General features: G+C 61.3%; 15 protein-coding genes. 9 read left to right on the top strand and 6 right to left on the bottom strand.

Annotated elements, in window-relative coordinates; translation table 11 throughout:
* Positions 1 to 11: 11 nt before the first annotated feature.
* Both proV and JAO85_RS13595 read right to left on the bottom strand, forming a co-directional pair.
* Entirely contained in the window at positions 12 to 1,307 is a 1,296-nt protein-coding gene (gene proV / locus JAO85_RS13600) for a glycine betaine/L-proline ABC transporter ATP-binding protein ProV (protein WP_145914893.1), read from the bottom strand.
* 719 nt (positions 1,308 to 2,026) lie between these two features.
* Positions 2,027 to 2,665 (bottom strand): YqhA family protein, encoded by a 639-nt coding sequence (locus JAO85_RS13595; RefSeq protein ID WP_012837574.1) that lies wholly within the window; start codon positions 2,663 to 2,665, stop codon positions 2,027 to 2,029.
* Positions 2,666 to 3,024: 359 nt separating this feature from the next.
* Here JAO85_RS13595 and acs point away from each other — a divergent pair, with 359 nt between their 5' ends.
* Both acs and JAO85_RS13585 read left to right on the top strand, forming a co-directional pair.
* Positions 3,025 to 5,019 (top strand): acetate--CoA ligase, encoded by a 1,995-nt coding sequence (gene acs / locus JAO85_RS13590; RefSeq protein WP_202788268.1) that lies wholly within the window; start codon positions 3,025 to 3,027, stop codon positions 5,017 to 5,019.
* A gap of 141 nt (positions 5,020 to 5,160) precedes the next feature.
* Positions 5,161 to 5,616 (top strand): LapA family protein, encoded by a 456-nt coding sequence (locus JAO85_RS13585; RefSeq protein ID WP_202788267.1) that lies wholly within the window; start codon positions 5,161 to 5,163, stop codon positions 5,614 to 5,616.
* A 108-nt stretch (positions 5,617 to 5,724) separates the two neighbouring features.
* Here JAO85_RS13585 and argG read toward each other — a convergent pair whose 3' ends face one another.
* The 4 genes from argG to JAO85_RS13565 all read right to left on the bottom strand — a co-directional run bounded on the left by argG (position 5,725) and on the right by JAO85_RS13565 (position 8,858).
* Entirely contained in the window at positions 5,725 to 7,062 is a 1,338-nt protein-coding gene (gene argG / locus JAO85_RS13580) for an argininosuccinate synthase (protein ID WP_003057205.1), read from the bottom strand.
* Positions 7,063 to 7,168: 106 nt separating this feature from the next.
* The gene (locus tag JAO85_RS13575) at positions 7,169 to 7,486 is read right to left on the bottom strand and encodes a pyrimidine/purine nucleoside phosphorylase (protein WP_003057202.1); all 318 of its coding nucleotides are present in this window, start codon (positions 7,484 to 7,486) and stop codon (positions 7,169 to 7,171) included.
* A gap of 148 nt (positions 7,487 to 7,634) precedes the next feature.
* Positions 7,635 to 8,369 (bottom strand): glycine zipper 2TM domain-containing protein, encoded by a 735-nt coding sequence (locus tag JAO85_RS13570; protein WP_202788266.1) that lies wholly within the window; start codon positions 8,367 to 8,369, stop codon positions 7,635 to 7,637.
* Positions 8,370 to 8,495: 126 nt separating this feature from the next.
* Positions 8,496 to 8,858 carry an ArsC family reductase gene (locus JAO85_RS13565; protein WP_003061086.1) on the bottom strand — a complete coding sequence of 121 codons (363 nt, stop codon included), beginning with the start codon at positions 8,856 to 8,858 and terminating at the stop codon, positions 8,496 to 8,498.
* Between the two features lie 100 nt (positions 8,859 to 8,958).
* Here JAO85_RS13565 and folC point away from each other — a divergent pair, with 100 nt between their 5' ends.
* The 7 genes from folC (at position 8,959) to gltX (ending at position 16,582) form a co-directional block, all read left to right on the top strand.
* Complete coding sequence (gene folC, locus JAO85_RS13560) at positions 8,959 to 10,284, top strand: bifunctional tetrahydrofolate synthase/dihydrofolate synthase (protein ID WP_202788265.1); 1,326 nt, start codon at positions 8,959 to 8,961, stop codon at positions 10,282 to 10,284.
* 58 nt (positions 10,285 to 10,342) lie between these two features.
* Positions 10,343 to 11,281, top strand: a complete 939-nt coding sequence (locus JAO85_RS13555) for an SPOR domain-containing protein (RefSeq protein WP_202788264.1) — start codon at positions 10,343 to 10,345, stop codon at positions 11,279 to 11,281.
* A 28-nt stretch (positions 11,282 to 11,309) separates the two neighbouring features.
* Positions 11,310 to 11,807 (top strand): CvpA family protein, encoded by a 498-nt coding sequence (locus JAO85_RS13550; protein WP_202788263.1) that lies wholly within the window; start codon positions 11,310 to 11,312, stop codon positions 11,805 to 11,807.
* A 105-nt stretch (positions 11,808 to 11,912) separates the two neighbouring features.
* A complete protein-coding gene (locus tag JAO85_RS13545; protein ID WP_003057184.1) occupies positions 11,913 to 12,059 on the top strand; it encodes a hypothetical protein in 147 nt (48 codons plus the stop codon).
* The gene (gene purF, locus JAO85_RS13540; RefSeq protein WP_003061095.1) at positions 12,004 to 13,512 is read left to right on the top strand and encodes an amidophosphoribosyltransferase; all 1,509 of its coding nucleotides are present in this window, start codon (positions 12,004 to 12,006) and stop codon (positions 13,510 to 13,512) included. Before JAO85_RS13545 ends, purF begins: the two co-directional genes overlap by 56 nt.
* Positions 13,513 to 13,810: 298 nt before the next feature.
* Complete coding sequence (locus JAO85_RS13535) at positions 13,811 to 15,022, top strand: O-succinylhomoserine sulfhydrylase (protein ID WP_202788381.1); 1,212 nt, start codon at positions 13,811 to 13,813, stop codon at positions 15,020 to 15,022.
* A gap of 150 nt (positions 15,023 to 15,172) precedes the next feature.
* Positions 15,173 to 16,582, top strand: a complete 1,410-nt coding sequence (gene gltX, locus JAO85_RS13530) for a glutamate--tRNA ligase (RefSeq protein ID WP_054075617.1) — start codon at positions 15,173 to 15,175, stop codon at positions 16,580 to 16,582.
* Positions 16,583 to 16,720 lie beyond the last annotated feature (138 nt).

Genomic DNA, 16,720 nt, shown 5'->3' with positions numbered 1-16,720 from the left:
GCTCCCTTCTTTTATTGCGCTGCGTGCTGGGCAGCTTGCGTGTTGGACTTGGGCTGGAAGTGCTGGTCCAGCTTGATGGGCGGAATTTCCTTCTGGGGTGGCGGCACCGGCGGGGTGGCTCGATCCAGGAACTTGAGCATGGTGGTGCGACTGATAACGCCCAGGTATTTGCCTTCTTCATCCACCACAGGCAGCGGGTAGGCCGGAGTGGCCACGGTGCCGAACAGCTCGGCCACCGGCGTGCTGCTGGCGATGGGCTTCACATCGGAGATAAAGGCGTGCTTGAGGCCCAGCATTCCCTCGTGGCCGTGCAGCGCATCGCGCAGCGACTGCGACGAGACCACGCCCAGAAAGCGCTTGCGTGCATTGAGCACATAGGCGTAATCGCGGTCGGAGTCCTCCAGCAGGCGAAGCGCGGCGCGGCAACCGCGGTCGCTGTGCTCTGAAATCACGGTCAGCGCCTGGCGAGCGATGTCAGAGGCCTTGAATACAGCTGCCGCATCCACGCCCTGAATGAAGGTGCGCACATAGTCGTTGGCGGGATTGCGCAGAATCTCGTCGGGCGTGCCGACCTGCTGGACCATGCCGTCCTTCATGATGGCGATGCGGTCGCCAATGCGCATGGCTTCGTCCAGATCGTGAGAGATGAAGACGATGGTGCGGCGCTTGATTTCCTGCAGACGCAACAGTTCGGACTGCATCTCGGTGCGGATGATGGGGTCCAGTGCCGAGAAGGCCTCGTCCATCAGCAAAATGGACGGGTCGGAGGCCAGCGCGCGGGCCAGGCCCACGCGCTGCTGCATGCCACCGGAGAGCTCGTCCGGATAGCTGGCGCCCCAGGCACCCAGGCCTACCTGCTCCAGGGCATCCTGCGCCTGCTGCTGGCGCGTGGCGCGGTCCACGCCGGCCAGCTCCAGACCAAAGGCCGTGTTGTCCAGCACCGTGAGGTGGGGCATGAGGGCAAAGGACTGGAACACCATGGAGATGTCCTTGCGGCGCAGCGCGCGCAGTTCCTTGTCATTGAGCGTATTGATGTCCTGGCCGTCGACCAGGATGCGGCCGCTGGTGGGCTCGATCAGGCGATTGAGCATGCGCACCAGGGTGGATTTGCCCGAGCCCGACAGGCCCATGACCACAAAGATTTCACCGGCCTCGATGGTGAAGTCGGCGTCGAACACGCCGATGGATTGCCCGGTCTGGGCGAGGATCTCCTGCTTGCTCCGGCCCTGTTTCACCAGGTTGAGCGCGGTTTTCGGATCGTTGCCGAAGACCTTGAAGACATGATCGATAGCGATTTGCTTGGCCACTGTGGCGTTCTCCTTTTTGATGAGATGGAACACAGTCCAGCGCCCACAGCCGGCAATGCCGGTGGGCGCTGGCGCACAAGCCAAAATAAAAGCCCTGATGCCGCAGCTCAGCCCGGCCTTGTGGACAGGGCTGCGCAATGCAGATGGCGCAGCGATGGCGCCGAGTTTTCAGCCCGGATGGCACAGCCAGGTGTGCGCAAGAGCTGGCAAATTGGAAGAAGCAGCTGGCTGGCAGATCAGGTACCGACTGGCACGTGTCTGCACGGCTTCTTGTCAGGCCAACCCCGGCAATATCGGCCGGGGAGAGCCCCCTACATCAGGGCCGTGTTTCGGCCCGGTTGACGGGGCTGCGCCAAAGAGCGGCAAGCGCTCATGAATTGACACAACGATCCGCCGGGAAGTGAGTCAACCGCATCTCAACAATGCGGTGACGACCTGCACGGCAGGTTGTAAATGACTTTTTAATATATCGAATTGGGTTTTATGCGTCAAATCAGACTGTAAGCTTTGCCGCCCGCATCCGCCGGAAATCGCGCCATTGAAACATTTGCATACGCAAAAACAGGAGGCGCAAGTGCTTGATAGATAAGGCGTGGCAGCCTACCGAGGGCTTTTTTTTGCCGGTTGTCAGCTTTTGACGCGTTTTGCCGCTGCCATGGGCATGAAAAAAGCCCCTTCATGGTCAACCATGCGGGGCTTTTTCAGGAGGACGTGCTGTCTCAATGATGAGCGCTTTGGGTGAGCTTGTCGGTCAGCGCAATGGCCAGGGCGCTGAGCAGGAAGACCACGTGGATGATGGTCTGCCACATCAGCACCTGTACTTCATAGCTGCCGGCGTTGATAAAGCTTTTGAGCAGGTGGATGGAGCTGATGCCGATGATGGACAGCGCCAGCTTGACCTTGAGTACCGAGGCATTCACATGGCTCAGCCACTCGGGCTGGTCGGGGTGGGATTCCAGGCCCATGCGGCTGACAAAGGTTTCATAGCCACCCACGATGACCATGATCAGCAGGTTGGAGATCATGACCACATCGATCAAGGCCAGTACCACCAGCATGATGATGGTTTCGTTCAGATGGGTGATCTGGACATCGCTTTTGTAGCCAATATTGGTGATCAGGGCATGCAGGGCTTCCTGATTGCCGAAGACTGCCTCCACCAGATGCCAGAGCTCCAGCAGAAAGTGCCAGACATAGACACCTTGGGCGGCAATCAGACCCAGGTACAGCGGCAGCTGCAGCCAGCGGCTGGCAAAGATCAGCGAGGGCAGGGGGCGCAATGCGCCAGAGGGCTGGAAGCCGCCATGCGGCGTGTGGTGGGTGGAGTTGCCTGCTTCGTCGGAAGGGGTGCGGCTCATGATGTGTGCTCGGGGCGGACTGTATGCGATGGGTGGGCAACGGGATGCCGCCACCTTGTAAGACTGGTTTTGCTGGGGCCGCGTCCCGGACTGCCTGCGCCTTCGAGAGCAGGCCGTAATGTGGGCTCAGGCCTCTGCAGCAGCAGGTGCGCGATTCTAAGGGTTTGTTCCAGGGTGTTTTGAAAAAAATGCAAGCAAATCAACACCAAGCAGGCACTTTCTGCTGCAAAAATGGGAGCGAATGACGGGCTTGACGGCGCGCAAAAGCCGCTTCTCAATTTCAGTCAGTGGGGTGTAAGACCGAGCCTTGACAGTACACCCACAATTATTTCATTGCTTATGCATCAGGAGACAAAACGATGAGCGCTGCGACATCAACCATCGAATCCGTGCTGGTGGAAAACCGTGTGTTCCCGCCCCCTGCGGATTTCGCCGCCAAGGCCCGCATCTCGGGCATGGCGCAATACCAGGCCCTGTGCGATGAAGCCGAGCGCGACTATGAAGGCTATTGGGCACGGCTGGCCCGCGAGAACGTGCAGTGGACCAAGCCCTTCACCCAGGTGCTGGACCAGAGCAACCCGCCTTTCTATAAATGGTTTGCCGACGGCGAGCTCAACGCCAGCGCCAACTGTCTGGACAAGCACATGGGCACGCCCGTGGAGAGCAAGACGGCCATCATCTTTGAAGCCGACGGCGGCGAGGTCACCAAGGTCACTTACAAAGAGTTGCTCGCCCGCGTGAGCCAGTTCGCCAATGCGCTCAAGGCGCGCGGCGTGCAAAAGGGCGATCGCGTGCTGATCTACATGCCCATGACCATCGAGGGTGTGGTGGCCATGCAGGCCTGTGCACGCATCGGCGCCACGCATTCCGTGGTGTTCGGCGGTTTCTCGGCCAAGGCCGTACAGGAGCGCATTGTGGACGTGGGTGCCAGTCTGGTCGTCACTTCCAACTACCAGATGCGCGGCGGCAAGGAGTTGCCGCTCAAGGCCATCGTCGACGACGCGCTTGCGCTGGGCGGCTGCGAAGCCGTCAAGAGCGTGCTGGTCTATGAGCGCACGGCCACTGCCTGCAATATGGTCGCGGGCCGCGACATCAGCTTCACCGAGGCATTGGCCGGCCAGTCCACCGAGTGCGAAGCCGTGCCTGTCAATGCCGAGCACCCGCTCTTCATCCTCTATACCAGCGGCTCCACCGGCAAGCCCAAGGGCGTGCAGCATGCCACCGGCGGCTATGTGCTGTGGGCCAAGCAGACCTTCGAATGGACTTTCGATGCCAGGGACAGCGATGTCTTCTGGTGCACGGCCGATATCGGCTGGATCACCGGCCACAGCTATGTGGCCTATGGCCCGCTGGCTGCCGGTGCCACGCAGATCGTGTTCGAAGGCGTGCCGACCTTCCCCAATGCGGGCCGCTTCTGGCAGATGATAGAGCGCCACCAGTGCAGCATCTTCTACACGGCCCCCACGGCCATACGCTCGCTGATCAAGGCGGCGGACTCCGACCCCAGCGTCCACCCGAAGAACTGGAATCTGTCCAGCCTGCGTCTGCTGGGCTCGGTGGGCGAGCCCATCAATCCCGAAGCCTGGATGTGGTATCACAAGCATGTGGGCGGCGAGCGCTGCCCCATCGTGGATACCTTCTGGCAGACCGAGAACGGCGGCCACATGATCACGCCGCTGCCCGGTGCCACGCCTCTGGTGCCCGGCTCCTGCACCCTGCCCCTGCCCGGTATCACGGCGGCCATCGTCGACGAGGCCGGTAACGAGATCCCCAATGGCGCCGGCGGCATCCTGGTGGTGAAGAAGCCCTGGCCCTCGATGATTCGCACCATCTGGGGCGACCCCGAGCGCTTCAAGAAGAGCTACTTCCCCGAAGAGCTCAAGGGCTATTACCTGGCCGGCGACGGCGCCGTGCGCAGCGAGGATCGCGGCTATTTCCGCATCACGGGCCGTATCGACGATGTGCTCAATGTCTCGGGCCACCGCATGGGCACCATGGAAATCGAGTCGGCCCTGGTGGCCAAGACCGATCTGGTGGCCGAGGCCGCCGTGGTCGGCCGTCCCGACGACCTGACCGGCGAAGCCATCTGCGCCTTTGTGGTGCTCAAGCGCGGCAAGCCCACGGGCGAAGAGGCCAGGCAGATTGCGACCGAACTGCGCAACTGGGTGGCCAAGGAGATCGGCCCGATTGCCAAGCCCAAGGACATCCGCTTCGGCGACAACCTGCCCAAGACCCGCAGCGGCAAGATCATGCGCCGCCTGCTGCGCTCGCTGGCCAAGGGAGAAGCGATTACCCAGGACACCAGCACTCTGGAGAATCCCGCGATCCTCGAGCAATTGTCGGAGACCAATTGAGCCGGCGCATGCCGCTGATCTGAACGCATCATGACGACAGGGCCGCTGGCAACAGCGGCTTTGTCATTTCTGGCGCTTGCTGACGCAAGCCGATGCGATCTTGGGTTAAAACAAGGCATTCCGGAGTACAAGGAGAAGAGCATGAACTTTCGCACCATCTGCATTGCCATCATCGTGGCCCTGATTGCCGTGTTGGCAGCCTTCAACTGGACGGCGCTGTCCACACCTGCAACGGTTTCGCTGGGCCTGACCGAAATCCAGGCACCGCTGGGCGTGCTCATGCTGGCGCTGACGATTTTGCTGAGCGTGTTCTTCATCGCCTATGTGCTGTGGATGCAAGGCTCGGTGCTGCTGGAGGCACGCCGCCACGCCAAGGAGATGCAGGCCCAGCGCGATCTGGCCGACAAGGCCGAGGCTTCGCGTTTCACCGAACTGCGCGGTGTGCTGGAAGCACTGCATGCCAGGGACAAGGAAGAGGTGATGGCTCGGCTCGATGTGCTGGAAGCGCATCTGGTGCAGCGCGCCCAGGAGTCGGACAACAGCACGGCAGCCTATGTGGGGCAGCTGGAACAGCAGGTGCACCAGATCAATCGCTGATGCCTCGATACTGCTAGCTTCAATCGCTTTGCCTAAAAGCGATTGAGGCGTATTCGGCATGAAAAAAGCCGCTGCAGTGCAGCGGCTTTTTCACGCAGGCGAACCGAATTACTTCTTGTCGTTGCCCAGCTGTGGCAGGGCGTTGGCGCTGCTCACGCTCAGCAGGCCGGCTTGCGAGTAGATGGCCAGCTTGGCGCGGGTGTCGATCAGGTCCAGGTTGCGCATGGTCAGCTGACCGATGCGGTCGATGGGGCTGAAAGGCGCGTCTTCGACCTTTTCCATGGACAGACGCTCGGGAGCGTAAGTCAGGTTGGGCGACTCGGTGTTCAGGATGGAGTAGTCGTTGCCGCGGCGCAGTTCCAGCGTCACGGTGCCGGTCACGGCGCGGGCCACCCAGCGCTGCGAGGATTCGCGCAGCATGATGGCCTGGGGGTCGAACCAGCGGCCCTGGTACAGCAGACGGCCCAGGCGCAGGCCGTTGATGCGGTACTGCTCGATGGTGTCCTCGTTGTGGATGCCGGTCACCAGACGCTCGTAGGCAATGTGCAGCAGGGCCATGCCGGGGGCTTCGTAGATGCCGCGGCTCTTGGCTTCGATGATGCGGTTCTCGATCTGGTCGCTCATGCCCAGGCCGTGGCGGCCGCCGATGCGGTTCAGCTCCAGGAAGACTTCCACGGCATCGGTGTATTCCTTGCCGTTGATGGCCACGGGGCGGCCTTCTTCGAAGGTGATCGAGACTTCTTCTGCCTTGACTTCGACTTCGGGCTTCCAGAAAGCCACGCCCATGATGGGGTTCACGATGCGGATGCCGGAGTTCAGGAACTCCAGATCCTTGGCTTCGTGGGTGGCGCCCAGCATGTTGGAGTCGGTGGAGTAAGCCTTCTCGGCCGACATCTTGTAGCCGAAACCTTCCTTGGTCATGAAGGCCGACATTTCGGCACGGCCGCCCAGCTCGTCGATGAAGTTGCTGTCCAGCCAGGGCTTGTAGATCTTCAGCGCGGGATTGGTGAGCAGGCCGTAGCGGTAAAAGCGCTCGATGTCGTTGCCCTTGAAGGTCGAACCGTCACCCCAGATGTTGACGTCGTCTTCCTTCATGGCGGCCACCAGCATGGTGCCGGTCACGGCACGGCCCAGGGGCGTGGTGTTGAAGTAGGTGATGCCGCCGGTGGAAATGTGGAAAGCGCCGGACTGGATGGCGGCAATGCCTTCGTTGGCCAACTGGGGACGGCAGTCGATCAGGCGGGCCTTTTCTGCGCCATATTCCATCGCCTTGCGGGGGATTTCGTCGTAATCGGCTTCGTCGGGCTGACCCAGGTTGGCCGTGTAGGCGTAGGGCAGGGCACCCTTGTTCTTCATCCAGCGCAGAGCGGCAGAAGTGTCCAGGCCGCCGGAGAAGGCGATGCCGACCTTCTGGCCGACGGGAACATGTTGCAGAATGGTTTCCATGAGATTTCTCTTCAAAGTGATAGCTGCAAGCGCTTGATGGGTAAGCGATTGGGGCTGAAAAGGCTTGAAATTCTCGGGTCTGGCCCGAAGCCGGGCCAGGCGCGGATTACGCGTAGTGGCAGATGTAGTGGTAAGCCTCGGTCACGCGGATGTCGAACTTGGAGTTCGCGGGAATCTGGAAGCTCTCGCCGGCCGAGGACTTCTTCCACTCGTCGCTGCCGTCGAGCTTGTATTCGCAGGAGCCGCCCACGCATTCCATGATTTCTGCGGCTGCGGTGCCAAAGGTCAGCGTTGCAGGCAGCACCACGCCCACCGACTTCTTGGTGCCGTCGGCCAGCGTGAAGCTGTGGCTGACGCACTTGCCGTCAAAGTAAACATTGGCCTTGGTGGTGAGGCTGACGCCTGCGATGGTTTCGGTGGTCATGGAGAGGTACGCTGTGCGTGGTCGAAGATCAAAAGCATTGATTTTAGGCCACGGGATTTGCAACTGCGCGAATGCCCGGCAAAGGCAGGAAAAACAAGAGCCCCGTGACGGGGCTCCTGAGCGGTTCGCAAGGCCGGATCGGCTTGGATCAGCGGCGCCAGCCATGGCCGCCGTGGCCACCGTGCCAGCCCGGACGGTAGCCGGGTCGGTAGTAATGGGGGCGGGTGGCGTAATAGGCACCCGCACCAATGGCTGCGCCGATCAGCAGCGGCGCCACATAGTCGGACGCCGAGTAGGTGGGCGCCACGGGCTGAGGGGCGTAATAGCCGCTGTCGTAGTTTTGCGGATAGCTGGTGCTGTAGGCGCCCTGAGGAGGCGTCTGGGTGCTGTAGTAGCCGTCGTTGCTGTAGACCGGGTCGTTGGCCACGGGCTGCACATTCAGCGCAATCCATTGGCCGGGCGGGTTGGCGGTCTGCGTGGTGTAGTTGCGACCGTTGTACTCATAGGTCACGTTGTAGCCCACGGTACGGTTCTGGTAGAAGGTCTGCGTGCTGCACTGGCGCATGTTCTGGTACTGCACCGGGCCCGAGGCTTCGGCCTGATTGCCGAGCATGGCACCGCCGACCACGCCGGCTGCCGTGGCCGCGGCACGGCCGCCACCGCCACCGATGGCATTGCCTATCAGGCCGCCGGCAATGGCTCCGACCACGGCACCTGCACCGGTGGGGCGAGGAGCGACCGCCACCGGCTGGTCGCTGCAGACCTGCTGCGGCACGGCGACCTGCTGGGTGATGGGGGTCGAGGACAGCACGCGACCGCGCTCCTGGGCATAGGCCCCGGTGGCGGCCACGGCGGTCAAAGTCAAAACTGCCAGAGTTTTCATCAACATCTCTCCTGTCTCTGAAGCTTTAACGCATCAGATCACCGAAAAGTTTAGGGGATCTGCGTAAATTTCAAGCACTCGGCACCGTAAAACTAGGTAAAGCCATGTGTAAATGTGAGCGGTTGCTTATGTGTTTTGCAGCGTATCCCACTCATCGGCCTTGAAACCGACGGTGATTTTCCCGTCGGCCCATTCCACCACGGGTCGCTTGATGGTGCTGGCGTGCTCCTGCATTACGGCGGCGGCACTGGGCGCATCCACGGCAGAGGCCTTTGTCGCGTCATCGAGCTTGCGCCAGGTCGTGCCCTGGCGGTTGAGCAGCTTTTCCCAGCCCAGAGCCTGCATCCACTGGGGCAGACGCTCGGCGGGAACGCCTTGTTTCTTGAAGTCGTGGAATTGGTAAGTAATACCTTGCTCACTGAGCCAGCTGCGTGCTTTCTTGACGGTGTCGCAATTGGGGATGCCGTAGACGGTGGTGATCTTGCTCATGGTGTTCGGTAGCGGTGAAACGGTTGGAGTCAGATGTAACGCATTTGCCAAGTGCCGGCAGCCATAGGGCCTCTGACAGTGGGCGACAATAGCGCCCAGTATGCACACCATATTCCCCACCTTGGATGCCTGGCTGGCTTATTGCGAGCGCCTGCATCCCCAGAACATCGCCCTGGGTCTGGATCGCGTGCGTGAAGTCGCACAGCGCATGGGCCTGCAATTCGACTGCCCCGTCATCACGGTGGCCGGCACCAATGGCAAGGGTTCGACCTGCGCCATGCTGGAGGCCGTGGCCCTGCAGTCCGGCTATCGCCCCGGTGTCTATACCTCGCCGCATCTGGTTCACTTTGAAGAGCGCTGCCGCGTGGGTGGCGAGATCGTCAAGGCCGAGGAGCTGATCCCGCATTTTGAAGCGGTGGAGCAGGCCAGGGTCAAGGACGGACAAGAGGTTGCACTCACTTACTTCGAGTTCACCACGCTGGCGATATTGCGCCTGATGAGTCTGTCCAGGTTGGATGTGGCGATTCTGGAAGTGGGTCTGGGAGGTCGGCTCGATGCCACCAACATCATCGATGCCGACTGCGCCATCATCACCAGCATCGATCTCGATCACATGGAACTGTTGGGCCCCGATCGCGAAAGCATTGGCCGCGAAAAAGCCGGCATCATGCGTGCCGGTCGTCCCGTCATCGTCAGCGACCCCGTGCCGCCGCAAAGCGTGATCGATCACGCGGCCGAAATCGGTGCCGACCTCTGGCGCTTCGGCAAGGATTTCAACTACGACGGCGACAAGCAGCAATGGGGCTGGGCCGGCCGTGGCCGCCGCTATGCGGGGCTGGCCTATCCGGCGCTGCGCGGTGCCAATCAGCTGATGAATGCTTCCGGCGTGTTGGCCGCCTATGAAGCCATTCGCGGCAAGCTGCCTGTGACGGCGCAGGCCGTGCGCACGGGCTTGTCCATGGTGGAGCTTCCCGGTCGCTTCCAGATCGTTCCCGGCCAGCCTACGCTGGTGCTGGATGTGGCGCACAACCCGCACTCGGTGGCGGCGCTCACGGCGAATCTCGATGCCATGGGTTACTTTCCGATCACGCATGCCGTATTCGGTGCCATGGCCGACAAGGACTGGGAGCCCATGCTCACCAAGGTGGGTCCGCTGGTTGATCGCTGGTATTTCACCGATCTGCCGACGCCGCGTGCGGATTCGGCAGAAAACCTCAAGGCCAAGCTGCAGCAGTTGCAGGCCCAGGGCGTGATCCGCAAAGATGTGAGCATGCAGACCTTTGCCAATCCCCAGCAGGCCCTGGATGCCGCAGTCGCGGCAACAGAGGCGGCTGATAGAATCGTGGTCTTTGGATCGTTCTTCACCGTGGGCGGAGTGTTGCAAAACGGCACGCCTCGTCTGAACGCCAAACACCTGGCTCACTGAGTCAGCGGCCTGCCGCCCCGGCTTTTGTCGGGTGGCAGGCCTCAACAAGTCCTCACTCATGGCATTTTTCAATTTCCGTTGGCCTGGCAAAAAAGACGAAGCCGAGTCCGTGGCCGGAGCCAAGCGCCCCAGCCGCTTGGCCCAGGGCGAAAGCGTGGAAGCCATGCGCCGCCGCGCACGTCATCGCCTCATCGGGGCGGCCGTGCTGGTGCTGATCGGTGTGGTGGGCTTCCCGCTGCTGTTCGATACGCAGCCACGTCCCATTCCGGTCAATATTCCGATTGAAATTCCCGATCAGGCCAACTCGGCTCCCGAGGTCGTGCCTGGCACTCAGGTGGCGAGCCAGACGGCTGCACCGTCAGGGCGTGTTGCTGCCAATGCTTCTCTGGATGATGGCGAAGAAGTGCTTGCGCCTTCGGCCAGGCCTGCAGCTCCTGCGGCGGCCGCTGTGGCGCCTGCTGCGCCGGTGGTCGGGGCTGCAGTCACTGCGGCTGCCGTCGGCACTGCCGCCGCGGTGGCATCTCAGGTCAAGCCCGAGCCCAAGCCAGAGGTCAAACCTCAGCCCAAGCCGGAAGTAAAGCCCGAGCGCAAGCCGGAACCGAAGCCTGAAAAACCCAAGGCCGAGGTCAAGCCCGAGATCAAGAAGCCGGAAGCCAAACCCGAGCCCAAGCACAAGCCGGAGGCGCCCAAGGTGGACGAGGCCGCTCGTGCCCGTGCACTGCTGGAGGGGCGCAGTACCTCGGAAGCAGCACCGGCCAAGGAGGCTGCAGCGACTAACGAGCGCTTTATCGTTCAGATCGGCGCCTTTGCCGAAGTCGGCAAGGCCAACGAAATCAAGGGCAAGCTGGGGGCCGGAGCCTTTACCCAGACCGTGGATACCAAGGACGGCAAGCGCACACGTGTTCGCATGGGGCCTTTCAAGAGCCGCGAAGAAGCCGAGAAGGCTGCCGCCAGAGCCAAGGCCCTGGGTTTGCCTGCATCGGTGTTCAAGGCTTGAGACCGGTTTTCCGGCAACGGTTTGATTGATGAGCACGCTGGACTGGATTTTTGTGGTCGTTGTGCTGGGCTCCTTGTTGCTAGGGGCCTGGCGCGGTCTGGTCTATGAAGTCCTGTCCTTGCTGGGCTGGCTGGTAGCCTTCATGGTCGCGCGGACCTGGGCGCAAGAGGTGGCGGTGTGGCTGCCGCTGGATGGCTGGGACATGCAGCTGCGTTATGCGGCGGGCTTTGTGCTGCTGCTGGTGGGGTCCATGTTTGCCTGGGGAGTGATCTCCTGGCTGTCCAAGCAGTTGATTGAAGCCGTGGGTCTGAGGCCTGTGGATCGCACCCTGGGCGCATTGTTCGGTGTCTTGCGTGGTGGCCTGCTGCTGCTGGTGCTGGCTCTGGTGATCCAGTACACGCCGCTGCACAAGGCCTTGTGGTGGCAGGACTCGATGCTGGCGCCCTGGTTGACCGAGGCGCTGGGCTGGGTGCTGCCGACTCTGCCAGAGGAGTGGGGGCAGTATCTGCCCAAGGCTTCCTCTTGAAGCGAAGTTTTTTGCCGCAATTTACCTAAGGGTTGAAAGTGGCTAAGGTGCTTGCTGTAAAACGCAGTGGGTGCTGACGAGAGTTTGGTGTTGGCGTGATCCGCCATGCCGGATATCAAAGCGCAGGCTAGCCAATGGGTGGCGAAGCAGGCGAGTGTGGCGAAGGGCGACTTTCGCGAACAGATGGAACGCAACTATGTGTGGAATCGTTGGTGTGGTGAGCACCACACCCGTGAATCAGCTGATTTATGACGCTTTGCTGCTGCTGCAGCACCGTGGGCAGGATGCAGCCGGCATCGTGACCCAGCAGGAACGCAAGTTCTTCATGCACAAGGCCAAGGGCATGGTGAAGGATGTGTTCCGCACCCGCAATATGCGTGCTCTGCCCGGTGATGTGGGGCTGGGTCAGGTGCGTTATCCCACGGCGGGCAATGCCTCCAGCGAGGAAGAGGCTCAGCCCTTCTACGTGAATGCGCCCTTCGGCATCGTCATGGTGCACAACGGCAACCTCACCAATGCCAAGCAACTGCGCCGCGAACTGGCGGATACCGACCATCGCCACACCAACACCGAAAGCGACTCCGAGGTCCTGCTCAACGTGCTGGCGCACGAGATCGGCCGCGCCTCCAGCGGCGCTCCGCTGCAGAGCGAGGAAATCTTCAAGGCCGTGCGTGCGGTGCACAAGCGCATCAAGGGCTCTTACGCCGTGATCGCGCTGATCGCCGGCTACGGCCTGCTGGCCTTCCGCGATCCCTTCGGCATTCGTCCGCTGTGCATGGGGCGCGGCAATGATGGCACCATCATGCTGGCCAGCGAGTCCGTGGCGCTGGAAGGTACGACCCATCAGTTCGAGCGCGACATCGCTCCCGGCGAAGCGATCTTCGTGCACAACGACGGCCGCGTCGAGAGCCAGCAATGCGCTGAAAAGACCCAGCTCAATCCCTGCGTGTTCGAGTATGTGTATCTGGCACGTCCCGACTCCACCATGGATGGCATTTCGGTCTATCAGGCTCGCTTGAACATGGGTGAAACGCTGGCCAAGCGTGTGATCTCCATGGTGCCGCCCAATGAAATCGATGCGGTGATTCCCATTCCCGAATCGAGCCGCCCCAGCGCCATGCAATTGGCACAGTTGCTGGGCAAGCCCTATCGCGAAGGTTTTGTGAAGAACCGCTATGTGGGCCGTACCTTCATCATGCCGGGTCAGGGCGCTCGCAAGAAGTCGGTGCGCCAGAAGCTCAACGCCATCAGCAGCGAGTTCAAGGGTCGCAATGTGCTGCTGGTCGATGACTCCATCGTGCGCGGCACCACTTCCAAGGAAATCGTGCAGATGGCGCGCGATGCCGGTGCCAACAAGGTGTATCTGGCCTCCGCGGCGCCTCCCGTGCGTCACCCCAACGTGTATGGCATCGACATGCCCACTCGCTCCGAGCTGGTGGCTCACGGCCGTACGGTCGAGGAAATTCGCCAGGTCATCGGCTGCGACGCACTGATCTACCAGGACGTGGAAGCCATGAAGCAGGCCGTGGGCAAGATCAATGCCCAGGTGAGCGGTTTCGAGGCATCGTGTTTCGACGGCATCTACATCACCGGCGATATCTCCGATGAAGAGGTGACGGCGCTCAACGAGGGCCGCAACCGCGGCAGCGAAGAGGAGAGCGAAGACACTTCGCGCCTGTCCCTGCCCAATGCTCAGGAAAGCTGAGCGTTAAAGCGCAGCGAATGACCGAGTCGGAAAGGGTTGCTTAGGCAACCCTTTTCATTCGGGAGGACAATGGCAGAGCCGCGCGGTCGGTGTGCTCTTTAATAGTGAGCACATGACGTATGTCCATAAAGCGTTTGAGTCTGATTTGACTCGGATTCTTTGGAATATGAGCAAGGCATATTCAAAGACCGGCATGGCGAGTGCCGCCGGTCAAGCTGGTAGAGCAGCATGCGTGCGGGCCTGATTGGCGGTCTGCAGCGGACTCATGACCGGTACCAACCATCTGGATTTGACGATTGTGACCAACAAGACATTACCCGAAGGTTTGCATCCTGAAACTCTGGCCGTGCGCGAAGCGGTCGAGCGCAGTCAGTGGGGCGAGCATTGCGAAGCCCTGTACATGACCAGCAGCTTTGTGCAGCCCGATGCGGCGACCGCAGCGCGCCGCTTTGCCAATGAAGAGCCGGGCTTCACCTACAGCCGCACTGGCAACCCCACGGTCACCAGCTTTGAAAAGCGTCTGGCGGCCATGGAAGGCACGGAATGTGCGGTAGCGACCTCCACCGGCATGTCGGCCATCTTGCTGGTGGCGCTGACGGCGCTCAAGACGGGCGATCATGTGATCTGCTCGCAGTCCATGTTCGGCTCCACCATCAAGCTGCTGGGAACCGAGATGGCACGCTTCGGCGTGGAAACCACGTTTGTCTCGCAGACCGATATCGAAGCCTGGAAGGCGGCCATCAAGCCCAACACGCGCATGCTTTTTGCCGAGACGCCCACCAACCCGCTGACCGATCTCTGCGACATCGCCGCACTGGCCGAGCTGGCGCACGCCAACAACGCGCTGCTGGCCGTGGACAACAGCTTCGCCACTCCCGTGCTGCAGCAGCCCGTAAAGTTCGGCGCCGACCTCGTCGTGCACTCGGGCACCAAGTTCCTCGACGGCCAGGGCCGCGTCATGGCCGGTGCGGTTTGCGGCAGCATTGCCCTCGTGGACAAGGTCATGGGCACTTTCTTGCGCAGCGGTGGTCTGAACATCGCTCCCTACAATGCCTGGACGGTGATGAAGGGTCTGGAAACCCTGGCTTTGCGCGTCAAGGCGCAAAGCGCAGCAGCGCTGGAGTTTGCCGCCTGGCTGGAAGCTCATCCCAAGGTGGCGCGTGTGTACTACCCGGGCCTCAAGAGCCATCCTCAGCACGAGCTGGCCATGCGCCAGCAAAATGGCATGGGCGGTGCGGTGCTGGCCTTCGATGTGGTGGGCGAGGGTGCCGAGCAACTGCGTGCCAATGCCTTCCATGTCGTGGACAGCACGCGTCTGTGCTCGATTACGGCCAACCTCGGTGATGTGAAGACCACCATCACCCATCCGGCCAGCACCTCGCATGGTCGTCTGACCGAGGACCAGCGTCAGGCTGCCGGCGTGGGTCAGGGTCTGATTCGTATTTCCGTGGGTCTTGAGCATCTGGAAGACCTCAAGGTCGACCTGGCTCGCGGACTGGATACGCTGTGAAACACTCCCTGAGTCGCTTCGCGCCTTCCCCTTCCTGGGGGACTATGCCTGCGCTGCGAGGCGGCTCTTGCTCGGCATCTCTGGCCGAGACTGCGTGCGTATCAAGCGCCGCAGCCTTGGCACGGGGAATGTCGTACAAGGATTTCTGATATGACAAACAACAAAATTCGCACCCGCTTTGCCCCTTCGCCCACGGGCTTCATCCATCTGGGCAATATTCGTTCGGCCCTCTATCCCTGGGCGTTTGCGCGCGCCAATGGCGGCGACTTCGTGCTGCGCATCGAGGACACCGATCTGGAGCGCTCCACCCAGGCTTCCGTGGACGTGATCCTGGAAGGCATGGAATGGCTGCAACTGGATCACGATGAAGGTCCGTTCTACCAGATGCAGCGCATGGATCGCTACAAGCAGGTGCTGGCGACCTTGCAGGAAAAAGGCTATGTCTACCCCTGCTATATGAGCATGGAGGAACTGGACGCGCTGCGTGAAAAGCAGATGGCTGCCAAGGAAAAGCCGCGCTACGACGGCACATGGCGTCCCGAGGAGGGCAAGGTCCTGCCCGCGATTCCCGAAGGCGTGAAGCCCGTGCTGCGCTTCAAGACTCCGCAAACCGGTGTGGTGGGCTGGGACGACAAGTGCAAGGGCCGTATCGAGTTCCAGAACTCCGAGCTCGACGATCTGGTGATTGCCCGACCCGACGGCACGCCCACGTACAACTTCTGCGTCTGCGTGGACGACATGGACATGAACATCACCCATGTCATCCGTGGCGACGACCATGTGAACAACACGCCGCGCCAGATCCACATCTTTGAAGCGCTGGGTGCCACCGTGCCTACCTTTGCCCACCTGCCCACCGTGCTCAACGAGCAAGGTGAAAAGATGAGCAAGCGCAACGGTGCCAAGGCCGTGACCCAGTACCGCGATGAAGGCTATCTGCCCGATGCCATGGTGAACTATCTGGCCCGCCTGGGCTGGAGCCATGGCGACGACGAAATCTTCAGTCGCGCCCAGTTCCTGGAGTGGTTCAACCTGGATCACCTGGGCCGCAGTGCCGGCCAGTTTGACGAAGCCAAGCTGCGCTGGGTCAATGCCCAGCATCTGAAGGCCATGGACGACGCCGAGCTGGCCCAGTTGGTCAAGCCTTTTGTCGTCAAGGTGGGTGTGGCCGAGAGCCTGATTGATGCCGATGACCGTCTGGTGCGCATTGCTGCCTTGTTCAAGGACCGTTGCGAGACCTTGGTGGATCTGGCCAACTGGGCCAAGGTCTTCTATGTGGACAGCGTGGAGCGCAATGCGGAAGACTACGCCAAGCATGTAACCGAGGCGGCCAACCCCGTGCTGGATGCATTTGCGGCCGTGGTGGAAAACGTGGAATGGACCAAGGAAGCCATTGCGGCTGCGATCAAGGAGCTGCTCAAGGCGCAGGGCGTGAAGATGCCCGTGCTGGCCATGCCCGTACGTGTTCTGACCGTGGGCACGGCCCATACTCCCTCGGTCGATGCGGTGCTGGAATTGCTCGGACGTGAAAAAGTTATCGCGCGTTTGAAAAATCGCTAAAAACCTGTCTATAATTCGAGTCTCTGCAAAACGCGACTGATTAAAAGGTTGTCTTGCAGAGAGTTTTTGGGGGTATAGCTCAGCTGGGAGAGCGCTTGCATGGCATGCAAGAGGTCATCGGTTCGATCCCGTTTACCT

Origin of the sequence: Comamonas sp. NyZ500, assembly GCF_016772095.1 — a bacterium.
Taxonomy (GTDB): domain Bacteria; phylum Pseudomonadota; class Gammaproteobacteria; order Burkholderiales; family Burkholderiaceae_C; genus Comamonas; species Comamonas thiooxydans.
This window is presented reverse-complemented; position numbering and strand designations above follow the sequence as displayed.

Bases quoted from the DNA above. Each gene is read 5' to 3' on its own strand.
- JAO85_RS13595 (WP_012837574.1), bottom strand. From the start codon at position 2,665: ATGAGCCGCACCCCTTCCGACGAAGCAGGCAACTCCACCCACCACACG.
- acs (WP_202788268.1), top strand. From the start codon at position 3,025: ATGAGCGCTGCGACATCAACCATCGAATCCGTGCTGGTGGAAAACCGT.
- JAO85_RS13585 (WP_202788267.1), top strand. From the start codon at position 5,161: ATGAACTTTCGCACCATCTGCATTGCCATCATCGTGGCCCTGATTGCC.
- argG (WP_003057205.1), bottom strand. From the start codon at position 7,062: ATGGAAACCATTCTGCAACATGTTCCCGTCGGCCAGAAGGTCGGCATC.
- JAO85_RS13575 (WP_003057202.1), bottom strand. From the start codon at position 7,486: ATGACCACCGAAACCATCGCAGGCGTCAGCCTCACCACCAAGGCCAAT.
- JAO85_RS13570 (WP_202788266.1), bottom strand. From the start codon at position 8,369: ATGAAAACTCTGGCAGTTTTGACTTTGACCGCCGTGGCCGCCACCGGG.
- JAO85_RS13565 (WP_003061086.1), bottom strand. From the start codon at position 8,858: ATGAGCAAGATCACCACCGTCTACGGCATCCCCAATTGCGACACCGTC.
- folC (WP_202788265.1), top strand. From the start codon at position 8,959: ATGCACACCATATTCCCCACCTTGGATGCCTGGCTGGCTTATTGCGAG.
- JAO85_RS13555 (WP_202788264.1), top strand. From the start codon at position 10,343: ATGGCATTTTTCAATTTCCGTTGGCCTGGCAAAAAAGACGAAGCCGAG.
- JAO85_RS13550 (WP_202788263.1), top strand. From the start codon at position 11,310: ATGAGCACGCTGGACTGGATTTTTGTGGTCGTTGTGCTGGGCTCCTTG.
- JAO85_RS13545 (WP_003057184.1), top strand. From the start codon at position 11,913: ATGCCGGATATCAAAGCGCAGGCTAGCCAATGGGTGGCGAAGCAGGCG.
- purF (WP_003061095.1), top strand. From the start codon at position 12,004: ATGTGTGGAATCGTTGGTGTGGTGAGCACCACACCCGTGAATCAGCTG.
- gltX (WP_054075617.1), top strand. From the start codon at position 15,173: ATGACAAACAACAAAATTCGCACCCGCTTTGCCCCTTCGCCCACGGGC.